The following is a 19,839-nucleotide window of genomic DNA, read 5'->3' on the forward strand; positions in this document are numbered from 1 at the left end:
TGAGGGCGCTCCCCCGAACCGGGCACGAAAGTGCCCGGATATCGGGTCCTTCCGTGCTCGGTTGGTGGGGTTTGGCCGGGCCGGTCACGTCAGAGCCCCGGCCGCGGCCACCACCCGGTCGGCCAGGGCGCCCATCACCGCCGGGTCGTCGTCCACGGTGCGGGTGCGGGCGAAGGCCAGGCCCACCTCGTCGGCCACGGCCCGGGCCTCGATGTCGAGGTCGTAGCCCACCTCCAGGTGGTCGGTGACGAAGCCCTGCGGGCACACCAGCACGCCGTCGGCCCGGCCGGTGGCGGCCAGGTCCCGCAGCACGTCGCGCACGTCGGGGCCCCGCCACGGCTCGGGGGTGGCCCCCGCGCTCTGCCAGGCCAGGCCCCAGCCGGCCCACGGGGCCAGGCCGGCCCGCCGGGCGATGGCCCGGGCGCTGGTGGCCAGCTCGGCCGGGTACGGGTCGGCGGCCAGCACCCGCTCGGGGAGGCTGTGGGCGGTGAAGAGCACCTTGGTCCGCTCGGGCAGAGGGGCGAGGCCGTCGACCACGGCCCGGGCCGTGAAGTCCAGCCAGGCCGGCTCGTCGCTCCACCGCTCGATGCCGACGTGGCGCCCCCCGGCGGCGGTGACGGCCTCCCCCAGGCGGCGCTGGTACTGGCCCACGCTGAACCCGGAGTAGTGGGGGGCCAGGACCAGGCCCACCACCTGCTCGACCCCGGTCCCGGCCAGGGTGGCGGCGGCGTCCTCGATGAAGGGGGCGGCGTGCTTCTGGCCCAGCTCGACCCGGAACCGGCCGGGGGCCCGGTCGTCCAGGGCGGCGGTGAGAGCCGCCACCTGCTCCGCGGTGCGCCGGGCCAGCGACGAGGTGCCGCCCAGGGCCTGGTAGCGCCGGGTCAGGTCGGCCAGCTGCTCGGGGGCCGGGGGCCGACCCCGCCGGATGTGGGTGTAGTAGGCCTCGACGTCGTCGGGGGTGGCCGGCGTGCCGTAGGCCATGACCACGAGACCGATCGGCGCCCCGGTGGTCACCCCTCGACCTCCAGCAGGGCCGGTTGGCCGTCGGCCCGGCCCTCGGTGTGGACCAGCTCGACCAGGCGCTCCAGCACCTCTGGGTCGGTCTCCGGCAGCACCCCGTGGCCCAGGTTGAACACGTGACCGGGGTGGCCGTCGTTGGCCCGCAGCACGGCCCGGGCCCCCTCGGCGGTGGCGTCCCACCCGGCCACCACCAGGGCGGGGTCGAGGTTGCCCTGGAGGGCGACGTCGGGGTCGAGGCGGCGGCGGGCCGCGTCCAGGGGCACCCGCCAGTCGACGCCCACCACGTCGGCCCCGGCCTGCCGCATGAGGGGCAGGAGCTCGCCGGTGGCCACCCCGAAGTGGATGCGGGGCACGCCCAGGTCGGCCACGCCGGCCAGCACCTTGGCGCTGGCCGGCAGGACGAAGCGCTGGTAGTCGGCCGGGGTCAGGGCCCCGGCCCACGAGTCGAAGAGCTGCACGGCGGAGGCGCCCGCCTCGACCTGGGCCCGCAGCGAGGTCACGGCCTGGTCGGCCAGGCGGTCCAGGAGCTGGGCCCACAGCCCGGGGTCGGTGTGCATGAGGGCCTTGGTGCGGGTCCAGGTCCGGGTGGGCCGCCCCTCGACCAGGTAGCTGGCCACGGTGAAGGGGGCGCCGGCGAAGCCGATGAGGGGCACGTCGCCCAGTTCCGCCACCACGGCCCGCACCGTCTCCAGCACGTAGGGCAGGTCGGCCTCGGGGTCGAGGGGCCGGAGCCGCTCCAGGTCGGCCGGGCCGGCGAAGGGACGCTCGACCTCGGGCCCCACCCCGGGGGTGATGTCGACGCCGAAGCCGATGGCCGCCACCGGGGTGACGATGTCGGAGTAGAGGATGGCGGCGTCGACCCCGTAGCGGCGGACGGGCTGCAGGGTGATCTCGGTGGCCAGGTCCGGCACCCGGATGGCGTCCAGGATGCTGCCCTCGCCCCGGATGGCCCGGTACTCGGGCAACGACCGGCCGGCCTGGCGCATGAACCACACCGGCACCGTGGGCCCGGGCTCGCCCCGGCAGGCGCGTAGGAACGGGGCATCAGCGGGAGGAGGCACGCACCGAGGGTACGGCTCAGGGAACGGAAGGACCGAGACCCGCCTAGACTGTCCGCCCTTGTCCGCACTGGTGGTGCGGGCCCGACGACCGCCCACCTCAGGGGACGATCCTGCACCCCGAGCTCGAGGCCGAGCAGGCCTACATCGACTTCGCCTACGAGTGCCTGGACGCCGCCCGTGAGCGCGCCAGCACCCTCCAGTCCATGGTGGAGGTGGGGCGGGGGGGCACCGAGCAGGCGCGCTTCGAGCGCGAGGTCATCTTCGACACCATCGCCCAGCGCCTGGTGCAGCTCCACCTGGGCGACGCCTCGCTGTGCTTCGGCCGCATCGACACCGAGCCCGGCGCCGAGGGCTCCCCGACGGCCAACGGGAGCACGGCCGAGGGCGCCCCCACCGGCGACACCTTCCACATCGGTCGGGTGGCGGTGGCTGACGCCAACCAGGAGGTGGTGGTCGTCGACTGGCGGGCCCCGGTGGCCGAGCCGTTCTACCGGGCCACCGGCCGCGCCCCCATGGGCCTGGCCCGGCGCCGGCACTTCGCCACCCGGGGCCGGCGCCTGCTCGACATCGAGGACGAGCTGTTCGGCGACCGGGCCCTGGGGCTGGGCCGCGACGACGGCATCTCGGGCCACGGGGCCCTCATCGCCGCCCTGGAGACGGCCCGCTCCGGCCGCCTGGGCGACATCGTGGCCACCATCCAGGGCGAGCAGGACGAGGTCATCCGGGCCCCCATGCCCGGTGTCCTGGTGGTGCAGGGCGGCCCCGGCACCGGCAAGACGGTCGTGGCCCTCCACCGGGCCGCCTACCTCCTCTACACGCACCGCTTCCCGCTGGAGGACCAGGGTGTCCTGGTGGTCGGGCCCAACCGCCTGTTCCTGGGCTACATCGAGCAGGTGCTGCCCTCCCTGGGCGAGGCCGGCGTGGAGCTGGCGGTGCTGGGCGACCTGATCGACCCGGTCCGGGTGCGGGGCCGCGACCGGACGTCCACGGCCCGGGTCAAGGGCGACGGGCGCATGGCCAAGGTGGTGGCCAAGGCCGTGCGCGACCGCAAGCGGCCCCTCCGCAGCGACCTGGTGGTGGGCTACGGCCTGGGCCGCCTGCGGGCCACGGTGGCCGACTCGGAGCGCATCGTGGCCGACGCCCGGCGCCGGGCCCGCCACCACAACGGGGGCCGCCGCTTCGTGGAGGCCGGCCTGTGGGAGGCCCTGGCGGCCAGCAGCCGCAGCCCCCTCGACCCGGGTGAGGTGCGCAGCCGGCTCCGCCACGAGCCGGGGGTGCGGGAGGCCCTGGAGCGCATGTGGCCGGTGCTCACGCCGGCCGAGCTCCTGCACGACCTGTACGGCTCCAAGGGCCTGCTGGACCTGGCCGGGCGCCGGGTGTTGTCGGCCGAGGAGGTGGAGGCGCTGCACCGACCCCGCTCCGAGGCGGTCGACGCCGTGGTGTGGACCGTCGACGACGTCCCCCTCCTGGACGAGGCCCGGGCCCTGCTGGGCGCGGCCCCCAGGGCCAAGCGCAACGGCGAGGGCGACGAGGCCCGCACCTACGGCCACATCGTGGTGGACGAGGCCCAGGACCTGTCGCCCATGCAGCTCCGCATGCTCACCCGCCGGTCGCTGAACGGCTCGATGACCGTGGTGGGCGACATCGCCCAGTCGACCGGGGCCTGGGCCCACGCCTCGTGGGGCGAGGTGCTGGCCCTGCTGCCCCAGCGCCGCGAGCCGCGCCGGGCCGAGCTCACGGTCGGCTACCGCATCCCCCAGCCCAACATGGAGATGGCGGCCCGGGTGCTGGCCGAGGCCGCGCCCGAGCTGGCACCGCCCCGCTCGGTGCGGGAGGACGGCCGCCCGCCCCGGATCGTGCGGGCCGGGGGCGACCTGGCCGCCACCGTGGCCCGGGTCACGGGCGAGGAGCGCGACGTGTCGGGGTTGGGCAACGTGGCCGTGGTGTGCCCGTCGTCCCTGGTCGCCGGGGTGGCCGCTGCCTTGGCCCGGGCCGGCATCGAGCACGGGGTGGCCACCGAGCACGGGCTCTCGCAGCAGGTGACGGTGGTGCCGGTGGGCATGGTGAAGGGCCTGGAACTGGACGCCACCGTGGTGGTCGAACCGGCGGCCGTCCTCGACGAGGAGCCCCAGCCCATGCGCTCGCTGTACGTGGCCCTGACCCGGGCCACCAAGCTGCTCACGGTGGTCCACGACCGGCCCCTCCCGTCGGTCATGGAGGCCGCCCGGGTGGCCGAGACGGCCTGAGGCGGTTCCGGGCCGGTGGACCGGGTGGAGGCTCCCCACCCCGAAGTGGTGCGCGTCCCACTCGGAATGGTGCATCCTGTCGGCGCCGAGGGCTCGTTCCTGTGATGCCGCCTGAGCGCACTCGACCTGACGAAGAGGACGACCGATGAGCTACCCCCCTCCACCCCCGGGCGCCAACGACCCGACGCAGGCCTTCCCGCCCCAGGGCGGCTACCCGCCCGGCCAGGCCCCGGGCCAGCCCCCGGCCTACACGCCCCCTCCGGGCCAGCCCGGCTACACGCCCCCGCCGGGGCAGCCGGGCTTCACGCCCCCGCCGGGGCAGCCGCCCTACGGCGGCCCGCCCCCCTACGGGGGCCCGCCCCCGGGCGGTAAGGGGGGCGGCATGTCGACCGGGACCATCATCGGCATCGCCGCCGTGGTGGTGCTGGCCCTGATCATCCTGGCCGGGGGCATATTCCTGGTGACCAACGGGGACGACGACGAGACCGCGGATGGCACCACGACCACCACCCAGGCCCAGACCAGCACCACCGAGGGGGGCACCACCACCACCGAGGGCACCACGACCACCGAGGGGACCACCACGACCGAGGAGCCCCCCGAGGATGAGGAGGCCACCATCGACGGTGAGACCGGGACCATCTCCGGTGAGCTGGACGGGACCAACTCCAACTTCCACGACATCGAGATCCCGGACGGGGTGACGGCCACCATCACGGTCACCCCCACCGACCCCGACGTGGACGTCGTGGTGACGAACATGGACGGCGACACCGTCGACGAGAACCTCCGGGGCGACCCGGAGCTCCTCTCCGGTGACGGTCCGGCGTCGGAGTCCATCGAGGTCTCGAGCTTCTTCGAGGACCCCGGCGGCTACACCATCACCATCGAATCGGAGTGATCGGGCCCGCCCGCCGCCGTCGCCTCGGGCCGTGTCCCGGGGCGGCGGCCGGGTCCGCTCGGTGGGGGAGCGCCGGTGCCGTGACCGACCGGAGGCCCCGTGGCTGACGACGACGGCCCCCTCGCCTCGACCCCGTGGGGCCGCCCCGGGGGGCGGGGCGCCACGCCGCCCCCCACCCCCGCCGCCACCCCACCTCCCGGCCCGGGCGCCGGATCGCCCCCGGGCACCCCGCCGCCGGCCGCCGCTCCGCCGGGTGTCGGCACCCCGCCTCCCGGTCCGCCCGGTGGGCCGCCGGCCGCTCCGACCCCCCCGCCGACCACGCCCGCGTCACCGGCCTGGCAGGTGCCGCCGCCGAGCGGCCCATCCCCGGGCGGGTTCCCCGGGCCGGGGACCCCGGGGGGTCCGCCGTACCCGGGCGGCCCCGCAGGGCCGCGAGCCGGTTCCGGCCGCCCGGGCCTGTCCGGCGGCGCGCTGGTGGCCCTGGCCGTCGTGGTGATCGTGGCCCTGGTGGCGGTGGGCATCGGGGTCTTCCTGGTGGCCATGGACGGCGACGACGACGGCACGGCGTCAGGCGCGACCCGGCCCGCGGCGGCCACCACCCCGCCGTCGACCGACGCCCGCCCCGACGAGGTGGCGCCGGGGTCGACCGAGCCGGTGGAGGGGCCGGGCACCAGCGAGCAGGTCGGGGACACCGAGGCGACCGATCCCGTCGTCCCGCCCGGCTCGGTGCCGGGCGTGCCACCCGGCACGACCGACTTCTCCCCGCCGGAGGGCTTCCCCCAGCCCGAGGGGGCGACGCCCGACACGATCACCGGCGGCCTGTCGGTGCCGGGCACCGCGGCCGATGCCGCCGCCTACTACGAGGGGGCCCTGCCCGGCGCCGGGTACGCGGTGGAGCGCCTGGAGGTGTCGGGCCTGCCGGCGGTCCTGACCGTGACCGGGAGCGGCGTCAACGGACAGCTGGTGTTCGTGGACCTCGGCTTCGGCACCACGTCGGTCCTCTGGACCGCGACCTGAGCCGGGAGCAGCCATGGACGATGCCGCTGGCGGTGACACCCTGTTCTCGACCCTGGCCGACGAGCACCTGGCCGATGCCGAGGTGACGTGGGGGAGGGTGCTGGGTCGCGACGCCCTGGCCGTCCGGGGCACGGCTTTCGCCTTCCTGGAGGGGGGCCGACTGGCGGTGAAGCTCTCGCCCTCCCGTGCCGTCGAGGTGGCGGCGTCGCCGGAGGCCGGACCGGTGGCCCTGGGCCCGGACCGCACCCTGCGCCACTGGGTGGCCGTGGCACCGCCGGCCGACGGTGAGGAGCCCTGGCGCGCCCTGCTGGCCGAGGCCCGTCGCCACGCCACCGCGGTGGCCGACCTGGGCCAGACGGGCCCCGGCCGCCGGGGCAAGCGCTCGTCGTCCTGACCTCGGCGCCCGATCGGGTTGGCGCGCCCGGAGCACTCCCGGTATGGTCAGAAGTCCGCCGCGGGGTGGAGCAGTCTGGTAGCTCGTCGGGCTCATAACCCGAAGGTCGTTGGTTCAAATCCAACCCCCGCCACCATCGTGACGAAGGCCCAGGTCCCTGACCTGGGCCTTCGCCGTACGTCCTAGCAAGCAAATATGGAACGACCCTTCCGTATTTGCACGCATTCTCGTCGTGCTGGGCGCCGACCTCTCGGGGCGTCGTGGGGTCGTGTTGCCGGGGCGTGGGCATCAGATGGAGGGCATGGCATGGGGTGTCTTCTTGATGATCGACTCATATCGCGCAGGTTCGGCAAGTTTGGGTCGGTCATGGTGGTTGTTGGCGTGTGTGTGGCCCGGCAGGTTGCGCATGTGCGTGTTTCAGAGTTGTTCGCCTACAGGGGGGTCCCCCAGACATGTTGTCCAGACGTTTTCGGGCAGTGCTGACGGTCGTGGCGGCCGCGGTGCGTGCCTTCGCTTTTGCCCCCCCCCCCCGAGGGATCTAGAGGGTAAGAGCAGCCTCCAGCCGGCCCGCCGCCGGGGCCTCGTCGGCCTCGTCGCGGTGGCCGCGATGGCCCTGTTCGGGTCGCTGCTGGGCCTGCCGTTGGCCTCGGCGCCGGCCGGGGCCGTGGCCCAGGAGATGGAGCTGGCCATGGTCCCGGGTGGGGGCACCTTGGTGTTGCGGGACTCCGAGGAGCCCGCGCAGTTGGGGTCCCCGACGACGCTGACGGGGACGATCGATGACGCCAACGGTGCGTTGACCGGCGGGGTGTTCACCACGCCGACGGTCGAGTACCAGTTCGACATCACGAGCCCGGTGCCGGGGACGGTGTATGTGGATGCGACGTTCTCGGAGGTCGCGCCGGGGACGGTGACGGGGTCTCTCGACGATGAGGGCAACTTCAGCGTGGAGATGATGGTCAAGGCCGATCTCCACATCGAGCTCAACTCGCCCCCCGCGCTCTTGGCCGATTGCACCACCCCTCCCATCCCGCTGCGGTTCGTGTCGACCGCGCCCTATGACCGTGAAGGCACCAAGCAGGTGACCTTGCGCGACGCCGACTTCACGGTGCCCACGGTCCCCACCACCCCCGCCTGCCCGGGGATCGTCGCCGACGCCGTCAACGAGCGTCTGGCCGGTGGCGGCCACTCGCTCGAGCTGCGGATGCAGGGTGAGATCCCTGAGGTGAAGGGCATCGGGGACCCGACCACCACGGCCCTTAGCGTCGAGCCGGCGGTCAGCCGGGCGGGTGACGACGTGGTCTTGGCGGCGACGGTGACCACGGCCGAGGGTGGTCCGGAGGTGCCGACCGGCGCGGTGGAGTTCCGGAACGGGCCCACGGTCATCGGCTCCGTGGCCTTGGACGGCACGGGCGTGGCGTCGTTGACGGTCTCGGACCTGGCTGTCGGGCAACACACCTTCAGCGCCCGCTACATCGGCGACGGCGCGCTCCACCAAGCATCGCGGAGCACCCAGGTCGCGCATCTGGTGGCGGCGGCGCCGACGGTCGAGGTGGCCATGGGCGACGCGTTGATCGGTGGCGGGTTCGTGCCGGCGACGGTGACGGTCACCAACCCCGAGGAGTTCGGTGCCGACATCGTCAACGGCCGGGTCGACCTGCGGTTCCGACGGCCGGCGGGACAGACCGGTGACCTCACCTCCGCCCGCATCGCGGTCGAGTGGCGCAACGGCGGGACCTGGGAGCCGTTGACGCTCGCCACGGTTCCGACTCGCACGGTCGTCGCTTCGATCGGCCTGCCCGCCGGCTTCCGCCTGGATGCCGGCACCGAGCACGAGCTCCGGCTGCGGGTCCGCATCTTGGGGGCGGGCGCCCCGACCACGTCGTGCAGCGGGACGAACCCGGTCACCTGCCCCGGGCCGGTCGAGCTCTCGGCCACCCTCAACGAGGTCAACCCCGGCGACGGGACGATCCGAAAGACGGTGACCACTGGTCAGACGGTGTTCACCATGGTCGAGACGACGCGGCGAGACACCACTTTGACCGTCAACGGCGGCGCCCCTCGTCCGCACAGCCTGCGGGCCGGCTACACGATGGACGTGGTCGTCGCTCACGCCCCGAACCTGAGCGGGGTGCGTCCCAGTGGCTCCGTCGAGTTCTACGTGGACGGCCGTCTCACCCCGGCCCGTCGTCTGGTCGACCCGCTGGGCGAGTACAACGCGCAGGTGCCGATCGGGTCGGCGATCCAGGGGTTGATCCTGCTCCCGCCGGACATCGAGCCCGGCCCCCACTCGCTGGCGGTCCGTTACCTGGGTGACAAGGTCTTCAAGCCGGCCGAGGCCTTCACCACCTTCACCGTCTTCCCCGCAGTGGCCGATTCGGTGGCCTTCGTGTGCCAGGAGACGGCCATCAGTGGCAACCACGAGTTCGGGGCCAACGTCACCTTCGACGCCGCGGTCCCGGAGACGGCCCTCAGCGGGACCACCGTCGACCTCGACATCACCAACGCGGTGATCAACATGAGCCGGCCCGGGTTCTCCGATCCGTGGCAAGGGCTGATCAACAACGTCACCGCCACGGTCGGCGACCCGACGCTGAACGGCATCTCCTTCGGGTTCGGGCCGGACGGGGCCGGGACGGCGGCGTCGGTGATCCGGACCGGGGCGACGCCGCAAGGGTTGCCGAACCCGGTCACCGATCTGTCGCAGCTGGATCAGAAGGTGACGTTCAACGATCCGATCGGCTCGGTGACCGTTGCTGGTGCTCCGGGTGATGTGGTTCCGGTGACCCTTGATGAGGTCGTGGTGACGCTCAACCTCGTCAGCCCGCCGCTGGTCTTCGATGTCCGTTGCACCCCGGTCGATGGCGAGCCGATGGTGTTGGGTGAGGTGGAGATCGCGGGGACGTCGGTGTCGGTGTCGCCGACTCCTGCTCGGGAGCGCTCTGAGGTGACCGTCGAGGCCCGGACGTTCCCCTCCGGTGCGGCGGGCACGGTGGCCTTCTCGAGTGATCGGGATGGCGCGTTGGGGACTGAGGTGGTGAGCGGTGGGGTGGCTTCGGTGGTGACCGATGAGCTCAGCCCGGGGGTGCATGTGGTCACGGCGGCGTTCAACGCGGCGGATCCGGGTGTGCCGGACAGTGTGGGGACGGCCACGGTGGTGGTGACTTACAGCCCGCGTACTGAGACCGAGGCGTTCGTGGTTGCTGCTCGCACCGACTATCTGGGGTGGGCGGAGCGCGATGCGGTGGTGGCTGATGCGGAGGATCTCGATGCCGGGTTGTCGAAGGTGACGTATCTGCGGCGTCTGTCGCAGTCCGATGCGTACTTGGCCCGGTTGGTCGATGAGTTGTATCAGGACACGTTGGGCCGTCCGGCGGATGAGGCGGGCAAGGCGTTCTGGATCGGCCGGTTGCGGGATGGGTGGTCGGTGGCGAAGGTGACGGCCAGCTTCTACGGCTCGGGTGAGTACTTCGCCGACGCTGGTGGGGGCACGGTCGAGACCTGGGTCGATGATCTGTACGTGAAGCTGTTGGGCCGCCCGTCTGATGCGGCGGGCAGGGCCTACTGGGTGGCCCAGACCGGCCGGATCGGTCGGGGTGGTGTCGCTCTGCGGCTCTTCCAGTCCCGAGAGTCGGCCCGGTCGCGGGTGGTCGCGCTCTATGACCTGTTCTTGGGTCGCAGTCCGAGCTCGGCGGATCGGGACTTCTGGGCCGCCCGGGTCGTCACCCGGGGCGACTTGGCCCTGGCGGTCGAGCTGACCGTCAGTGATGAGTACGCCGGGCGGGCCGAGAACCGGTTCCCTCTCATCTGACCCACCCGGCGATCTGATCCACCTCGGTTCTGGCCGAGGGCCGGCCTCCCTTGTGAGGTCGGCCCGGCCAGGACCGGCCGCCTCCCCCCTGGGGCGGCCGCGTCCGGTGGGTCTTCGTTCTGGTCCTGGCCTCTTGTGGCTGGGGCCGGTCGAGCCGGGGTTCGATGCTCCCTGCCGGTGTCGGACCTGTGACGGCTCCGTGGTGGCTGCCTGCACCATTCCCCCCGGTGCGGGCGGCCACCACCCCCAAGAGCGGATGGCGTGGCCCGGCGTGGGGGGCTGCCGTCTGCTGACTGGCGGGCACCCCGGCGGAACCACGGCGGGTGGCCCGTTCTCGCATCACTGTCTGATCCGAAAGAGGTTCCTCATGTTCACATCTTTGTTCTCTGTTCGTTCTGGTCGTCGTCGACGGCCACTCGTCGGCGTGGTCGCGGCGTTGGTGTTGGTGGTGACCGCGGCGGCGTGTGATCCGCCGCCGCCGGAGAACGCGCCGTATTGGCTTCCGGGGACCACGGTGGATGCGTCGCTGCATGGTGCGTTCGTGCGCATCGAGTGGGACGCGCCTCAGGGTGGTGATCCGGTCGCTGCGTATCAGATCAACCTGGGGACCCCTAACGGCACGGGTGTGGCGTTGGTCCCGGCGTCGGTGCGTGATTGCATCATCACTGGCTTGGCCGCCAACACCGCGTACACGATCGTGGTCACGGCCCGGGATGCCCAGATGCATTGGAGTGGTCCGTTGTCGGGCACGCAGGGGAATCGCAAGACCACGATCACGACCATCAACCAGGCCGGTCCTGGCAGCCTGGGGTGCCATCGCGACAACGACGGCGACAGCCTTCCTGACCCATGGGAGACCAACGACGGGTCCTACACCGGCATGACCGATGCCGGGACTGACCCGACCAAGGGCGACACCGACAACGACGGCGTGCCTGATGGTGAAGAGGTCCTCGGCACCGGTGTCCGTGATTGGGACAAGGACGGCATCCCCGATGTCGCCGATGGTCGGGGCAGCATCAACTTGGTGGCCATGGGCGCTCGGCCCACCCACAAGGACATCTTCGTCGAGATGGACTGGACCAGCACACCCGGCTGTCCAACGGGATATCGGCCCACCGCGGCGGCGATCTCCGCGCTGAGAGCTCCGTTCACCGACGCCCCGATCACCAACCCTGATGGCACCACCGGCATCAACCTCATCGTCGACTACGGCCAAGGCGGTGTCTTCGCCGGTGGCAACGCCATCACCCACGACGGCAGCCCCATCGCCGGCGTGCTCAGCGATGCGTACCTGGCGTTCAGAGACGCGAACTTCGACGCCGGCCGTTCCGGCGTGTTCCGCTACGGCCTCAGTGTGGGATCAGGGAACTCGAACGCGGTCACTGGGACCTGGCTCATGATCTCCGGAGACTGCGCTCGTCCCGCGCATGATCAGGCTGCCCATCTCATGCACGAACTGGGCCACACCCTCAGCCTCGCGCATGGCCGGAAGAGCCCCGAGACTGCGATCGCGGTCGGGGTCGCCAACCAGTTCCCGAACTACAACTCGGTCATGAACTACGCCTACCCCGAGGGGGTCGACACCGACTGCGACGGCGACGGGTTCGACGACCTGGTCCTCGACTACTCCCACGGCACCAACGCCCCCCTGGACGAGTCCGACCTCGACGAAAGCGCCGGCATCTGCAACGGCGTGGACATCGACTGGGACAACGACGGCATCATCGAGAGCTCCGTCCAAGTCGACATCAACCATGACACGGTCATCAACTTCCCCCATTTCGAAGGTGAGGGCTACGACATCCTCCGCGACTTCGACGACTGGGCCAGGGTCGACGAGAGAGGCATGCGCTGCATCCGCATCTGCGACGGGACCCTCTTGTAGCGCGACCTCGACCCCGTCCCGCTGGGAGCTGACCTGATCCCCACCTCGCCGGGGCTGACCTATCCGGTCAGCTTCCGCTTCTGCTCGGGGACCTGACCCCACCACGGAGCTCCCTCTGGATCAGCGTCGACTGACCCTCCCCTCGGTTCGCCGGGGCTGACCCGCCCGGTCAGCCCCGGCGGCATGACCGGCACCAGCATCGGTGGTGGCGTCGGGGAGGGGTGAGGTGACATGGCATCTGGCGGTTTGGCCATGTCGCCGCACAGGGCGCGGATGTGGCTGACCGCCGAACGGTGGGCACCCCGGCGGAACGGCGGCGGTTGCTCTCCTCCTCATCCATTGAGCAGAAAGAGACTCTCGTGTTCAGACCTTTGCTCCCTGTTCGTTCTCGGCCTCGCCGACGGCCCCTCGCTGGGGTGGTTGCGGCGTTGGTGTTGGTGGTGACGGCGGCGGCGTGTGACCCGCCCCCGGAGAACGCGCCGTACTGGCACCCCGGGACCACGGTGGATGCCACCGTGGTCGGCCCGTTGGTGCGCATCTCTTGGGATGCCACCACCGGCGGCGATCCGGCCACCGCCTATCAGATCAACCTCGGGACCCCCACCGGCACCGGTGTGGCGCTGGTCCCGGCGTCGGTGAAGGACTGCTACATCTCCGGCCTCTCGCCCAGCACCGGTTACACGATCGTGGTCACGGCCCGCGATGCCCAGATGCATTGGAGCGGGCCCCTCCCGGGGACGAAGGGCAACCGCAAGACCACCATCACCACCAGCAGCCACGGCGGCGCCGGCCCCAACCTGTGGTGCCACACCGCGGTCGACGCCGACAGCGACGGGTTGCCGAACGGGGTGGAGACCAACGACGGCTCCTACTCCGGCGCCGGGGACACCGGCACCAACCCCAACAACCCCGACACCGACACCGATGGCATCACCGACGGGGAAGAGGCCCTGGGCACCGGTGGCGTCAACCTCTGGGCCATGGGCGCTCGGCCGACGCACAAGGATCTCCTGGTCGAGGCGGACTGGACTTCCACGCCGACCTGCGCGGCTGGCAATCGGCCCACTGCGGCGGTCGTGTCCGAGCTTGCCGCCGTGTTCGCCGGGGGTCCTGTCACCAACCCTGATGGTGTCGGCGGTGTCAAGCTCATCGTGGACTACGGCCAGGGTGGTGTCTTCACCGGTGGGAACGCCATCACCCACGACGGCAGCCACGTCGATGGGCCACGCGAGGAGTTCAACGAGTGGAAAGCCGAGCACCTCGTCCCGGCCCGCCTCGGCGTGTTCCACTACGCGATCATGGTCGGCCTCGGAACCTCGATGGCTGAGAACGGTGGAGACGATCTCACCATCAGCGGGGCCTGCAACCCTGTCCCACACGTTGTTGCCCGCAGCCTCTTGCACGAGTTGGGCCACAACCTTGATCTCATCCACGGTGGCGTCTTCAGTCAGGGCGGCGGCTCTCGCCCGGTCAACGACCTTCCGAACTACAACTCGATCATGAACGACGCCTACGCCGAAGGGGTCGACACCGACTGCGACGGTGACGGCTCGGACGACGGTGTCCTCGACTACTCCGATGGCTCCAACGCCCCGCTGGATGAGTCCGACCTGGACGAGACCATCGGCATCTGCGACGGGCCTGATGCAGGTACGACCGGTGACCCCATCGACTGGGATCGCGACGGCATCTACGAGACCTCCGTCGAGGTCGACATCAACGACGACGACAGGATCAACCTCATCGACAACTTCGGGTACCTCGGGGTGCCCGAAGCGGTGGTCCCCCTCCATGACCACAACGACTGGGCCAAGATCAGCGCAACAGGCCTGCGCTGTGTCGGGCCGCTAGGCCCGTCGTCCTGTTGAAGCAGCCGGACCCCGAACCAGATGCAGCAATGGACTGATTCGATCCCCTTCCGACTGACTCCCGACCCGTCCGCCGGGGCTGACCCACTCGGTCAGCCCCGGGGGCCCGGCTGGGCGTGAGTTTTCCAGCCGCACCGGCACAGAGGGCGGTGAGGTGGTGTTCGAGGGCACCGTGGAGGGGCTGCGGGGCAGCGACACCCTCACCGGGCGGGCACCTGGACGACCGAGCCGCCCTCGAGGACGAGGTGCGGATCGCGTCGGAGGTGCTGGAGGTGCGGGGCACCGGCCTCACCGTTGGCGGGTACGCTCGCCGACCGCTCCACGGGTGGGGGCTGCGGATCCGGACGTCGAGCTGAGGAGACTGCGTGACGGCGACCATCGAAGCCAGTGGGTTGACCAAGCGCTACAAGACCAAGGACGGCGACCTCGAAGCCGTGCGGGGCGTCGACCTGCGGGTCGAGCCCGGTGAGATCTTCGGGTTCCTGGGGCCCAACGGGGCCGGCAAGTCCACCACCGTGCGCATGCTCACCACCCTGCTGTCGATCACCTCGGGCCGGGCCACGGTGGCCGGCGTCGACGTGGCCGCCGACCCGTCGGGGGTCCGCACCAAGATTGGAGTCGCCCTCCAGGAGGCCGGCCTGGACGAGCGCCAGAGCGGCCGCGAGCTCCTCGTCCTGCAGGGCCGCCTGTTCGCGCTGAGCCGGGCCGACGCCACCGAGCGGGCCCAGAGCCTGCTGGAGCTGGTCGAGCTGGTCGACGCCGCCGACCGTCCGCTGAAGAGCTACTCCGGGGGCATGAAGCGCCGCCTCGACCTGGCTTCGGCGCTGGTCCACCGGCCCGAGGTGCTGTTCCTGGACGAGCCCACCACCGGCCTCGACCCGGCCAGCCGGCTGGTCATCTGGGACGAGGTCCGCAGCATCAACGCCCAGGGCACCACGGTCTTCCTAACCACCCAGTACCTGGAGGAGGCCGACCAGCTCTGCGGCCGGCTGGCCATCATCGATGACGGGGTCATCGTGCGCGAGGGCTCGCCGGCCGAGCTCAAGGCCGACCTTCGGGCCCGGGCCGGGCTCGACCGCGATCCCACCCTCGACGACGTGTTCCTCGACGCCACCGGGCGGACCCGGGAACGACAGGCCGGCGACGTCCAGGAGGTCAAGGGATGACCGAGACCCTCGTCCTCACCCGTCGGGCCATCGTGGAGGGGTTCCGCTCCCTCGAGTCGCTGATGCCGGTGTTCTTCATCCCGCTGTTCTTCTTCGTGGTGAACATCGGCCAGGCCGGCAAGATCTTCCCCCGGGAGGGCACGCCGTTCCTGGAGGGCCAGAGCTACGCCGCCTTCTCGCTGCCCACCGCCCTGCTGACGGCGGCCTCCTTCGGCACCGCCGCCCTGTTCCTGGTGGAGGAGATCGAGGGGGGCTACTTCGACAAGCTGCGGGCCACCCCGATCCCCCGCCACGCCATCGTGCTCGGCCGGTTGCTGTCCGAGGCGCTGAAGAACGTCCTGGTCACCACGGTGATCGTGATCGTCGGCCTGCTGTTCGGCGTCCGCATCGAGAGTGGCCCGCTCGGGTTCCTGATCCTGGTGGCCGTCATGTCCGTCTGGGCCACGGTGTTCGCCGGCTTCATGCAGCTGGTGGCCATGAAGAGCCGCAGCGCGGCGGCCACCAACTCGGCCAGCTTCATCTTCTTCCCGCTGCTGTTCCTGACCCCGAACTTCGTGCCTCGTGACCAGCTCACCCGGCCCATGGAGATCGCCGCCTCCTGCAACCCGGTGACCTACATCATGGAGGCGGCCCGGTCGCTGATCCTGGAGGGCATCGAAGGGGACACCCTGGCCCGGTGCGCGGTGGTCCTGGTGGTGGGCATGGTGCTGGCCATCACCCTGAACGTCCGGGCCATCAACCACTACGACTGAGCGGGCCCGCCCCCGGGTCCGGCTTCGACGGCCTCAGTCGCCGGAGGCGCGGAACGGCCGGTGGCCGTGGTGGTCGAGGTGGACGACCTCGCCGATGGGGCGGCGGGTGGTGGGGCCGTAGCGACCCTTGGCCCAGCCGATGGGGATGACGCACACCGGGGTCACGCTGCGGGGCAGGCCCAGGATGCGGCGGGCGGCCGGCACGTACCAGATGGGCAGGGTCTGGAGCGATGCCCCCAGCCCCACGGCCCGGCATGACAGCAGCAGGTTCTGCACCGCCGGGTAGACCGAGCCGTAGAACGACGAGACCGAGATCTGGGGCCGGCCCACCGGCTTGTGCTTCAGGCCCCGGCGGTAGCAGGGGATGACCAGCACCGGCAGCTCGTCGAAGTGCTCGGCCTGCCACTGGCCCGGCCGCATGCGTCGCAACGCCTGCTCGTCCCCCCGGGCCTGGCGCTCCACGATCGGGTTGAACAGTCGGTAGAGCTTCCCGTAGAGCCGGCCGATGCGGGCCTTCTGCTCCCGGTCCTGCACCACCAGGTACGACCAGTCCTGCGTGTCGGAGCTGGTGGGTGCCTTCAGCGACAGCTCCAGCAGCGGGAGCAGCACGTCCATCGAGACCGGGTCGGGGTGCAGCCGGCGCACCGCTCGCTGGGTGCGCATGGCCTCGGCCAGCGGCATCGACAGCCGGGCCAGGGCCTCGGCCGGCTCGGGCGCCACGAACGTCTCGTCCCCCACGGTGGTCATGGCCCGAGCGTAGGGACCGGGCCCCCCGGCCACCGCTTGCCGGTCGATCGTCGGCGTCGAAGTCGGTTGCCCGGGCCGACCGGCCCGGCCAGGCTGCCGGCATGGGCGACCTCGCGGAGCAGACGGCGGTGGAGCACCTGGGCGACGGCCGGTTCACGGCCACCGTCTCCCAGGACTGGGAGATCTGGGGGCCCATGGGCGGGTACGTGGCCGCCCTGGCCCTCCGGGCCGTGGGGGCCCGCACGCCCCACGCCCACCCGGCGGCCTTCTCCTGCCACTACCTGGGGGTGGCCCGCTTCGCCCCGGTCGACATCGTGGTCGAGGTCCGCAAGGAGGGGCGGGCCGCCTGCTCCCACCGGGTCGACATCACCCAGGAGGGCCGGCCCATCCTCGACGCCATGGTGTGGAGCACGGCCGACGGCGAGGGCCTGGAGCACGACGAGACCGTCCCGCCCGACCTGCCCGGTCCCGACGAGCTGAAGAGCATCGTGGACCTGATCCCCCCCGACGCCGAGCCGCCCTTCCCCTTCTGGGCCAACTTCGACGCCAAGCCCATCGCCTTCGAGCCCGACTGGCCGCCGCCCGGGCCCCGGCGCGCGGCCTGGCAGGAGTGGCTCAAGTTCCTCCCCACCTCCACCTGGGACGACGAGTGGGTCGATGCCGCCCGCTCGGTGATCCTGGTCGACCTGCCCAGCTGGCCCTCGGCCCACCGGCCCCACGCCTGGAAGCAGGAGCCGTGGATGGCCCCCACCCTCGACCTCAACGTGGCCTTCCACCGCCCGACCTGCGGCGAGGAGTGGCTGCTGTGCGACGGCACCGCCCCCGTCTCCACCGGGGGGCTGTTCGGCTGGACGGCCCGGGTGTGGAGCGCCGAGCGGCGCCTCATGGCCTCCGGCGGCGGCCAGTGCCTCTACCGGCGCATGCGCACCTGAGGGCGGCGCGGGCGGCGCTAGCTGGCCGCGTACTCGGGGCGGGTGAAGGCGTACTCGGCCAGCACCGTCGAGGTGGACGGGCCGGCCAGCAGGGTCGTCAGCTCGGCGGCGCTGGGCGCCCGGCCCAGCATCTGGATCACGATCACCGAGACGTTGACCACCTTGGCCTGGGTGGCCGCGTACTCGGCCGACTCCGAGAACCCGACCATGACCCGGCCCCGGCTGCGCCGCCCCGAGCGGAGCTCCCCGGTCCAGAAGGCCAGCCCGGGGTCGTCGGCCGGCCGGCCCAGGACGTTGCGATAGAGGAGGTCCACCAGCTCGGCGTCGCTGAGGGCGCCGTAGCGCCGGGCGAACTCGGCCGACGCCGCGAACATCCCGCTGATCCGGGACAGGGAGGCGCCGGCGCGCTTGCGCTCGATCCAGTACTGGAGGCCGGTGGCGTCGGGGACGCGCAGGAACGCGGCCCGGTACAGGCGGGTCACCGGGTCGACGTTGGCCCGGTTCTCGTTCGACGACCGCAGGGAGGCCACCAGGTCGGCCCGGGTGCGGGTGCCCAGCAGGAGGCGCTGGTTCCAGGTGGCCCGCTCCGACGCGGTGGGCGCCCGCCCGATCAGGTCGAGGTACTGCCGGTCGATCAGCCGGCCCAGGCTGGTGAACGGGGCCGCGCTCCCCACCGGGAGCCGGAGCATGCCTCGGCCGTAGACGTTGTCGGTGCCGGCCGCGCCCCGGTCCTGGGTGGCGGTGCGGAGGTAGCCGGCCAGGCCGGCCGGGGTGGACGCCATCCCGGCGTCGAGGGCCAGGGCCAGGGCCCCGGCCGCCGCCGGTGTGGACGCGCTGGTCCCGTTGAAGCACTGCTCGCCGTAGGACGTGGTGGCCACGCAGGCCGGGGCGGCCAGGTCCGGCTTGACCCGCCCGTCGTTGGTGGGGCCCTGCGAGCTGTAGGAGGCGATGGCCGTGCCCCCGGGCGGGTCGATGGCTCCCACGGACAGGGTGCCCGGGTTGGCCGAGTCGGCCATGGGGGCCGCCGCCGCGTGGGGGTTGGACCACCGCTCCAGGCCGGCCCCGTTCACCATCAGCTCCATCACGTCGCCGGTGGTGCCGTTGCCGGCGTGGTACCGGTACACGGCCACGCCCACCGCCCGCCGCACCCGGCACGGCATGGTGTTGAGCCGTTCGATGGGCGGGGCGCCGGAGCGCTGGTCGTCGATGCTCTGGCTGATGGGCACCGGCGGGGTCACCGTCATGTCGTAGAGCACGACGTCGTAGTCGGTGGCGTTGCCGGCCCAGTCGTCCCACCGCAGGCCGTTGAAGTACCAGCAGGTGGTGGCCAGCAGCTCGTCGCCGGGGGCGAAGTCGAGCCAGCCGTCGTTGTCGGTGTCGGTCCACGGGCCCCGCCAGTACGAGCCGCTGCGGGTGGGGGTGCCGCCGTTGTTGCCGGCCGAGTTGACGTACACCATGCCCTTGGCCACGGCGTCGTCGATCACGTCGGCCACCCCGCCGGTGCCGTCGCCGGGCCCGTCGTACTCCGCCGTCTGGGACCGGGTGATGATCTGCACGCCCTGGCTGTGGAACCAGTCGACGGCGGCCTGGAAGTCGGCGGTGGTGAGGGCGTCGGCGATGTAGATCTGGGCGCCGGGGGCCATCTCGTGCACGACCTCGGCCACCGCCACCCCGTGCTCGGAGCGCGCCCCCCAGATGTCGCACGGCGCCCCGGCCCACCGGCAGAACGCGCCCGCCGGCCCGCCCCCCAGGTCTCCGGCGCCGGCGGCCGCCAACCACGTGGCGCCGTCGAAGGTGTCGATGATGCCGACCTTGGTGCCGGCCCCGTCGATGCCGGCGGCGTGCCACTCCTCCGCGTTGGTGATGGCCACCTCGGCTCCGGGCGTGCCCTGGGCCCGTTCCTCGGCGGTGGGCGCCACCCGGGTGGGCGTGGTCACGTAGGTGACGTGGGGGGCGGCCTCCACGGCGGCGACGGCACCCGCCAGCATCGTCGCCTCGACCGCATGGTCGCCTGCCGGCCCGTGGAGCCGCCCCCCGTG

General features: G+C 72.2%; 14 protein-coding genes and 1 tRNA gene. 11 read left to right on the top strand and 4 right to left on the bottom strand.

All coding sequences use genetic code 11. The features are described 5' to 3' along the window. Positions 1-84: 84 nt before the first annotated feature. Together hemH and hemE are read right to left on the bottom strand one after the other, a co-directional pair. A complete protein-coding gene (gene hemH / locus VEW93_00865; protein ID HYI60335.1) occupies positions 85-1,014 on the bottom strand; it encodes a ferrochelatase in 930 nt (309 codons plus the stop codon). Further along, complete coding sequence (hemE, locus tag VEW93_00870) at positions 1,011-2,081, bottom strand: uroporphyrinogen decarboxylase (GenBank protein HYI60336.1); 1,071 nt, start codon at positions 2,079-2,081, stop codon at positions 1,011-1,013. The genes hemH and hemE overlap by 4 nt, the downstream gene beginning before the upstream one ends. A 203-nt stretch (positions 2,082-2,284) precedes the next feature. Here hemE and VEW93_00875 point away from each other — a divergent pair, with 203 nt between their 5' ends. The 10 genes from VEW93_00875 (at position 2,285) to VEW93_00920 (ending at position 16,121) form a co-directional block, all read left to right on the top strand. Further along, on the top strand, positions 2,285-4,327 hold the full coding sequence (locus VEW93_00875) for a UvrD-helicase domain-containing protein (GenBank protein HYI60337.1): 2,043 nt from the start codon (positions 2,285-2,287) through the stop codon (positions 4,325-4,327). A gap of 145 nt (positions 4,328-4,472) precedes the next feature. Continuing rightward, the gene (locus tag VEW93_00880) at positions 4,473-5,228 is read left to right on the top strand and encodes a hypothetical protein (protein HYI60338.1); all 756 of its coding nucleotides are present in this window, start codon (positions 4,473-4,475) and stop codon (positions 5,226-5,228) included. A gap of 474 nt (positions 5,229-5,702) precedes the next feature. Next, positions 5,703-6,245, top strand: coding sequence for a hypothetical protein (locus VEW93_00885; GenBank protein HYI60339.1), 543 nt, complete (start codon positions 5,703-5,705; stop codon positions 6,243-6,245). A gap of 13 nt (positions 6,246-6,258) precedes the next feature. Further along, positions 6,259-6,639: a hypothetical protein gene (locus VEW93_00890; GenBank protein ID HYI60340.1), complete on the top strand. Its 381-nt coding sequence runs from the start codon at positions 6,259-6,261 to the stop codon at positions 6,637-6,639. Between the two features lie 59 nt (positions 6,640-6,698). After that, a tRNA-Met gene (locus VEW93_00895) sits at positions 6,699-6,775 on the top strand. Between the two features lie 471 nt (positions 6,776-7,246). After that, positions 7,247-10,447 carry an Ig-like domain repeat protein gene (locus VEW93_00900; protein ID HYI60341.1) on the top strand — a complete coding sequence of 1,067 codons (3,201 nt, stop codon included), beginning with the start codon at positions 7,247-7,249 and terminating at the stop codon, positions 10,445-10,447. 424 nt (positions 10,448-10,871) lie between these two features. Continuing rightward, entirely contained in the window at positions 10,872-12,335 is a 1,464-nt protein-coding gene (locus tag VEW93_00905; protein HYI60342.1) for a fibronectin type III domain-containing protein, read from the top strand. A gap of 503 nt (positions 12,336-12,838) precedes the next feature. Beyond that, positions 12,839-14,203 (top strand): fibronectin type III domain-containing protein, encoded by a 1,365-nt coding sequence (locus tag VEW93_00910; GenBank protein HYI60343.1) that lies wholly within the window; start codon positions 12,839-12,841, stop codon positions 14,201-14,203. Between the two features lie 365 nt (positions 14,204-14,568). Then, on the top strand, positions 14,569-15,369 hold the full coding sequence (locus VEW93_00915; GenBank protein ID HYI60344.1) for an ATP-binding cassette domain-containing protein: 801 nt from the start codon (positions 14,569-14,571) through the stop codon (positions 15,367-15,369). After that, complete coding sequence (locus tag VEW93_00920) at positions 15,366-16,121, top strand: ABC transporter permease (GenBank protein ID HYI60345.1); 756 nt, start codon at positions 15,366-15,368, stop codon at positions 16,119-16,121. Before VEW93_00915 ends, VEW93_00920 begins: the two co-directional genes overlap by 4 nt. A 33-nt stretch (positions 16,122-16,154) precedes the next feature. On the opposite strand, the gene VEW93_00925 is transcribed toward VEW93_00920, so the two are convergent. Further along, positions 16,155-16,868, bottom strand: coding sequence for a nitroreductase family protein (locus VEW93_00925; protein ID HYI60346.1), 714 nt, complete (start codon positions 16,866-16,868; stop codon positions 16,155-16,157). 101 nt (positions 16,869-16,969) lie between these two features. On the opposite strand from VEW93_00925, the gene VEW93_00930 reads away from it, so the two are divergent. After that, positions 16,970-17,800, top strand: coding sequence for a thioesterase family protein (locus VEW93_00930; protein ID HYI60347.1), 831 nt, complete (start codon positions 16,970-16,972; stop codon positions 17,798-17,800). Positions 17,801-17,817: 17 nt separating this feature from the next. Here VEW93_00930 and VEW93_00935 read toward each other — a convergent pair whose 3' ends face one another. Beyond that, positions 17,818-19,788, bottom strand: a complete 1,971-nt coding sequence (locus VEW93_00935; protein HYI60348.1) for a DUF4214 domain-containing protein — start codon at positions 19,786-19,788, stop codon at positions 17,818-17,820. Positions 19,789-19,839 lie beyond the last annotated feature (51 nt).

It is taken from the genome of Acidimicrobiales bacterium (genome assembly GCA_035630295.1).
Classification (GTDB): Bacteria; Actinomycetota; Acidimicrobiia; order Acidimicrobiales; family Iamiaceae; genus Iamia.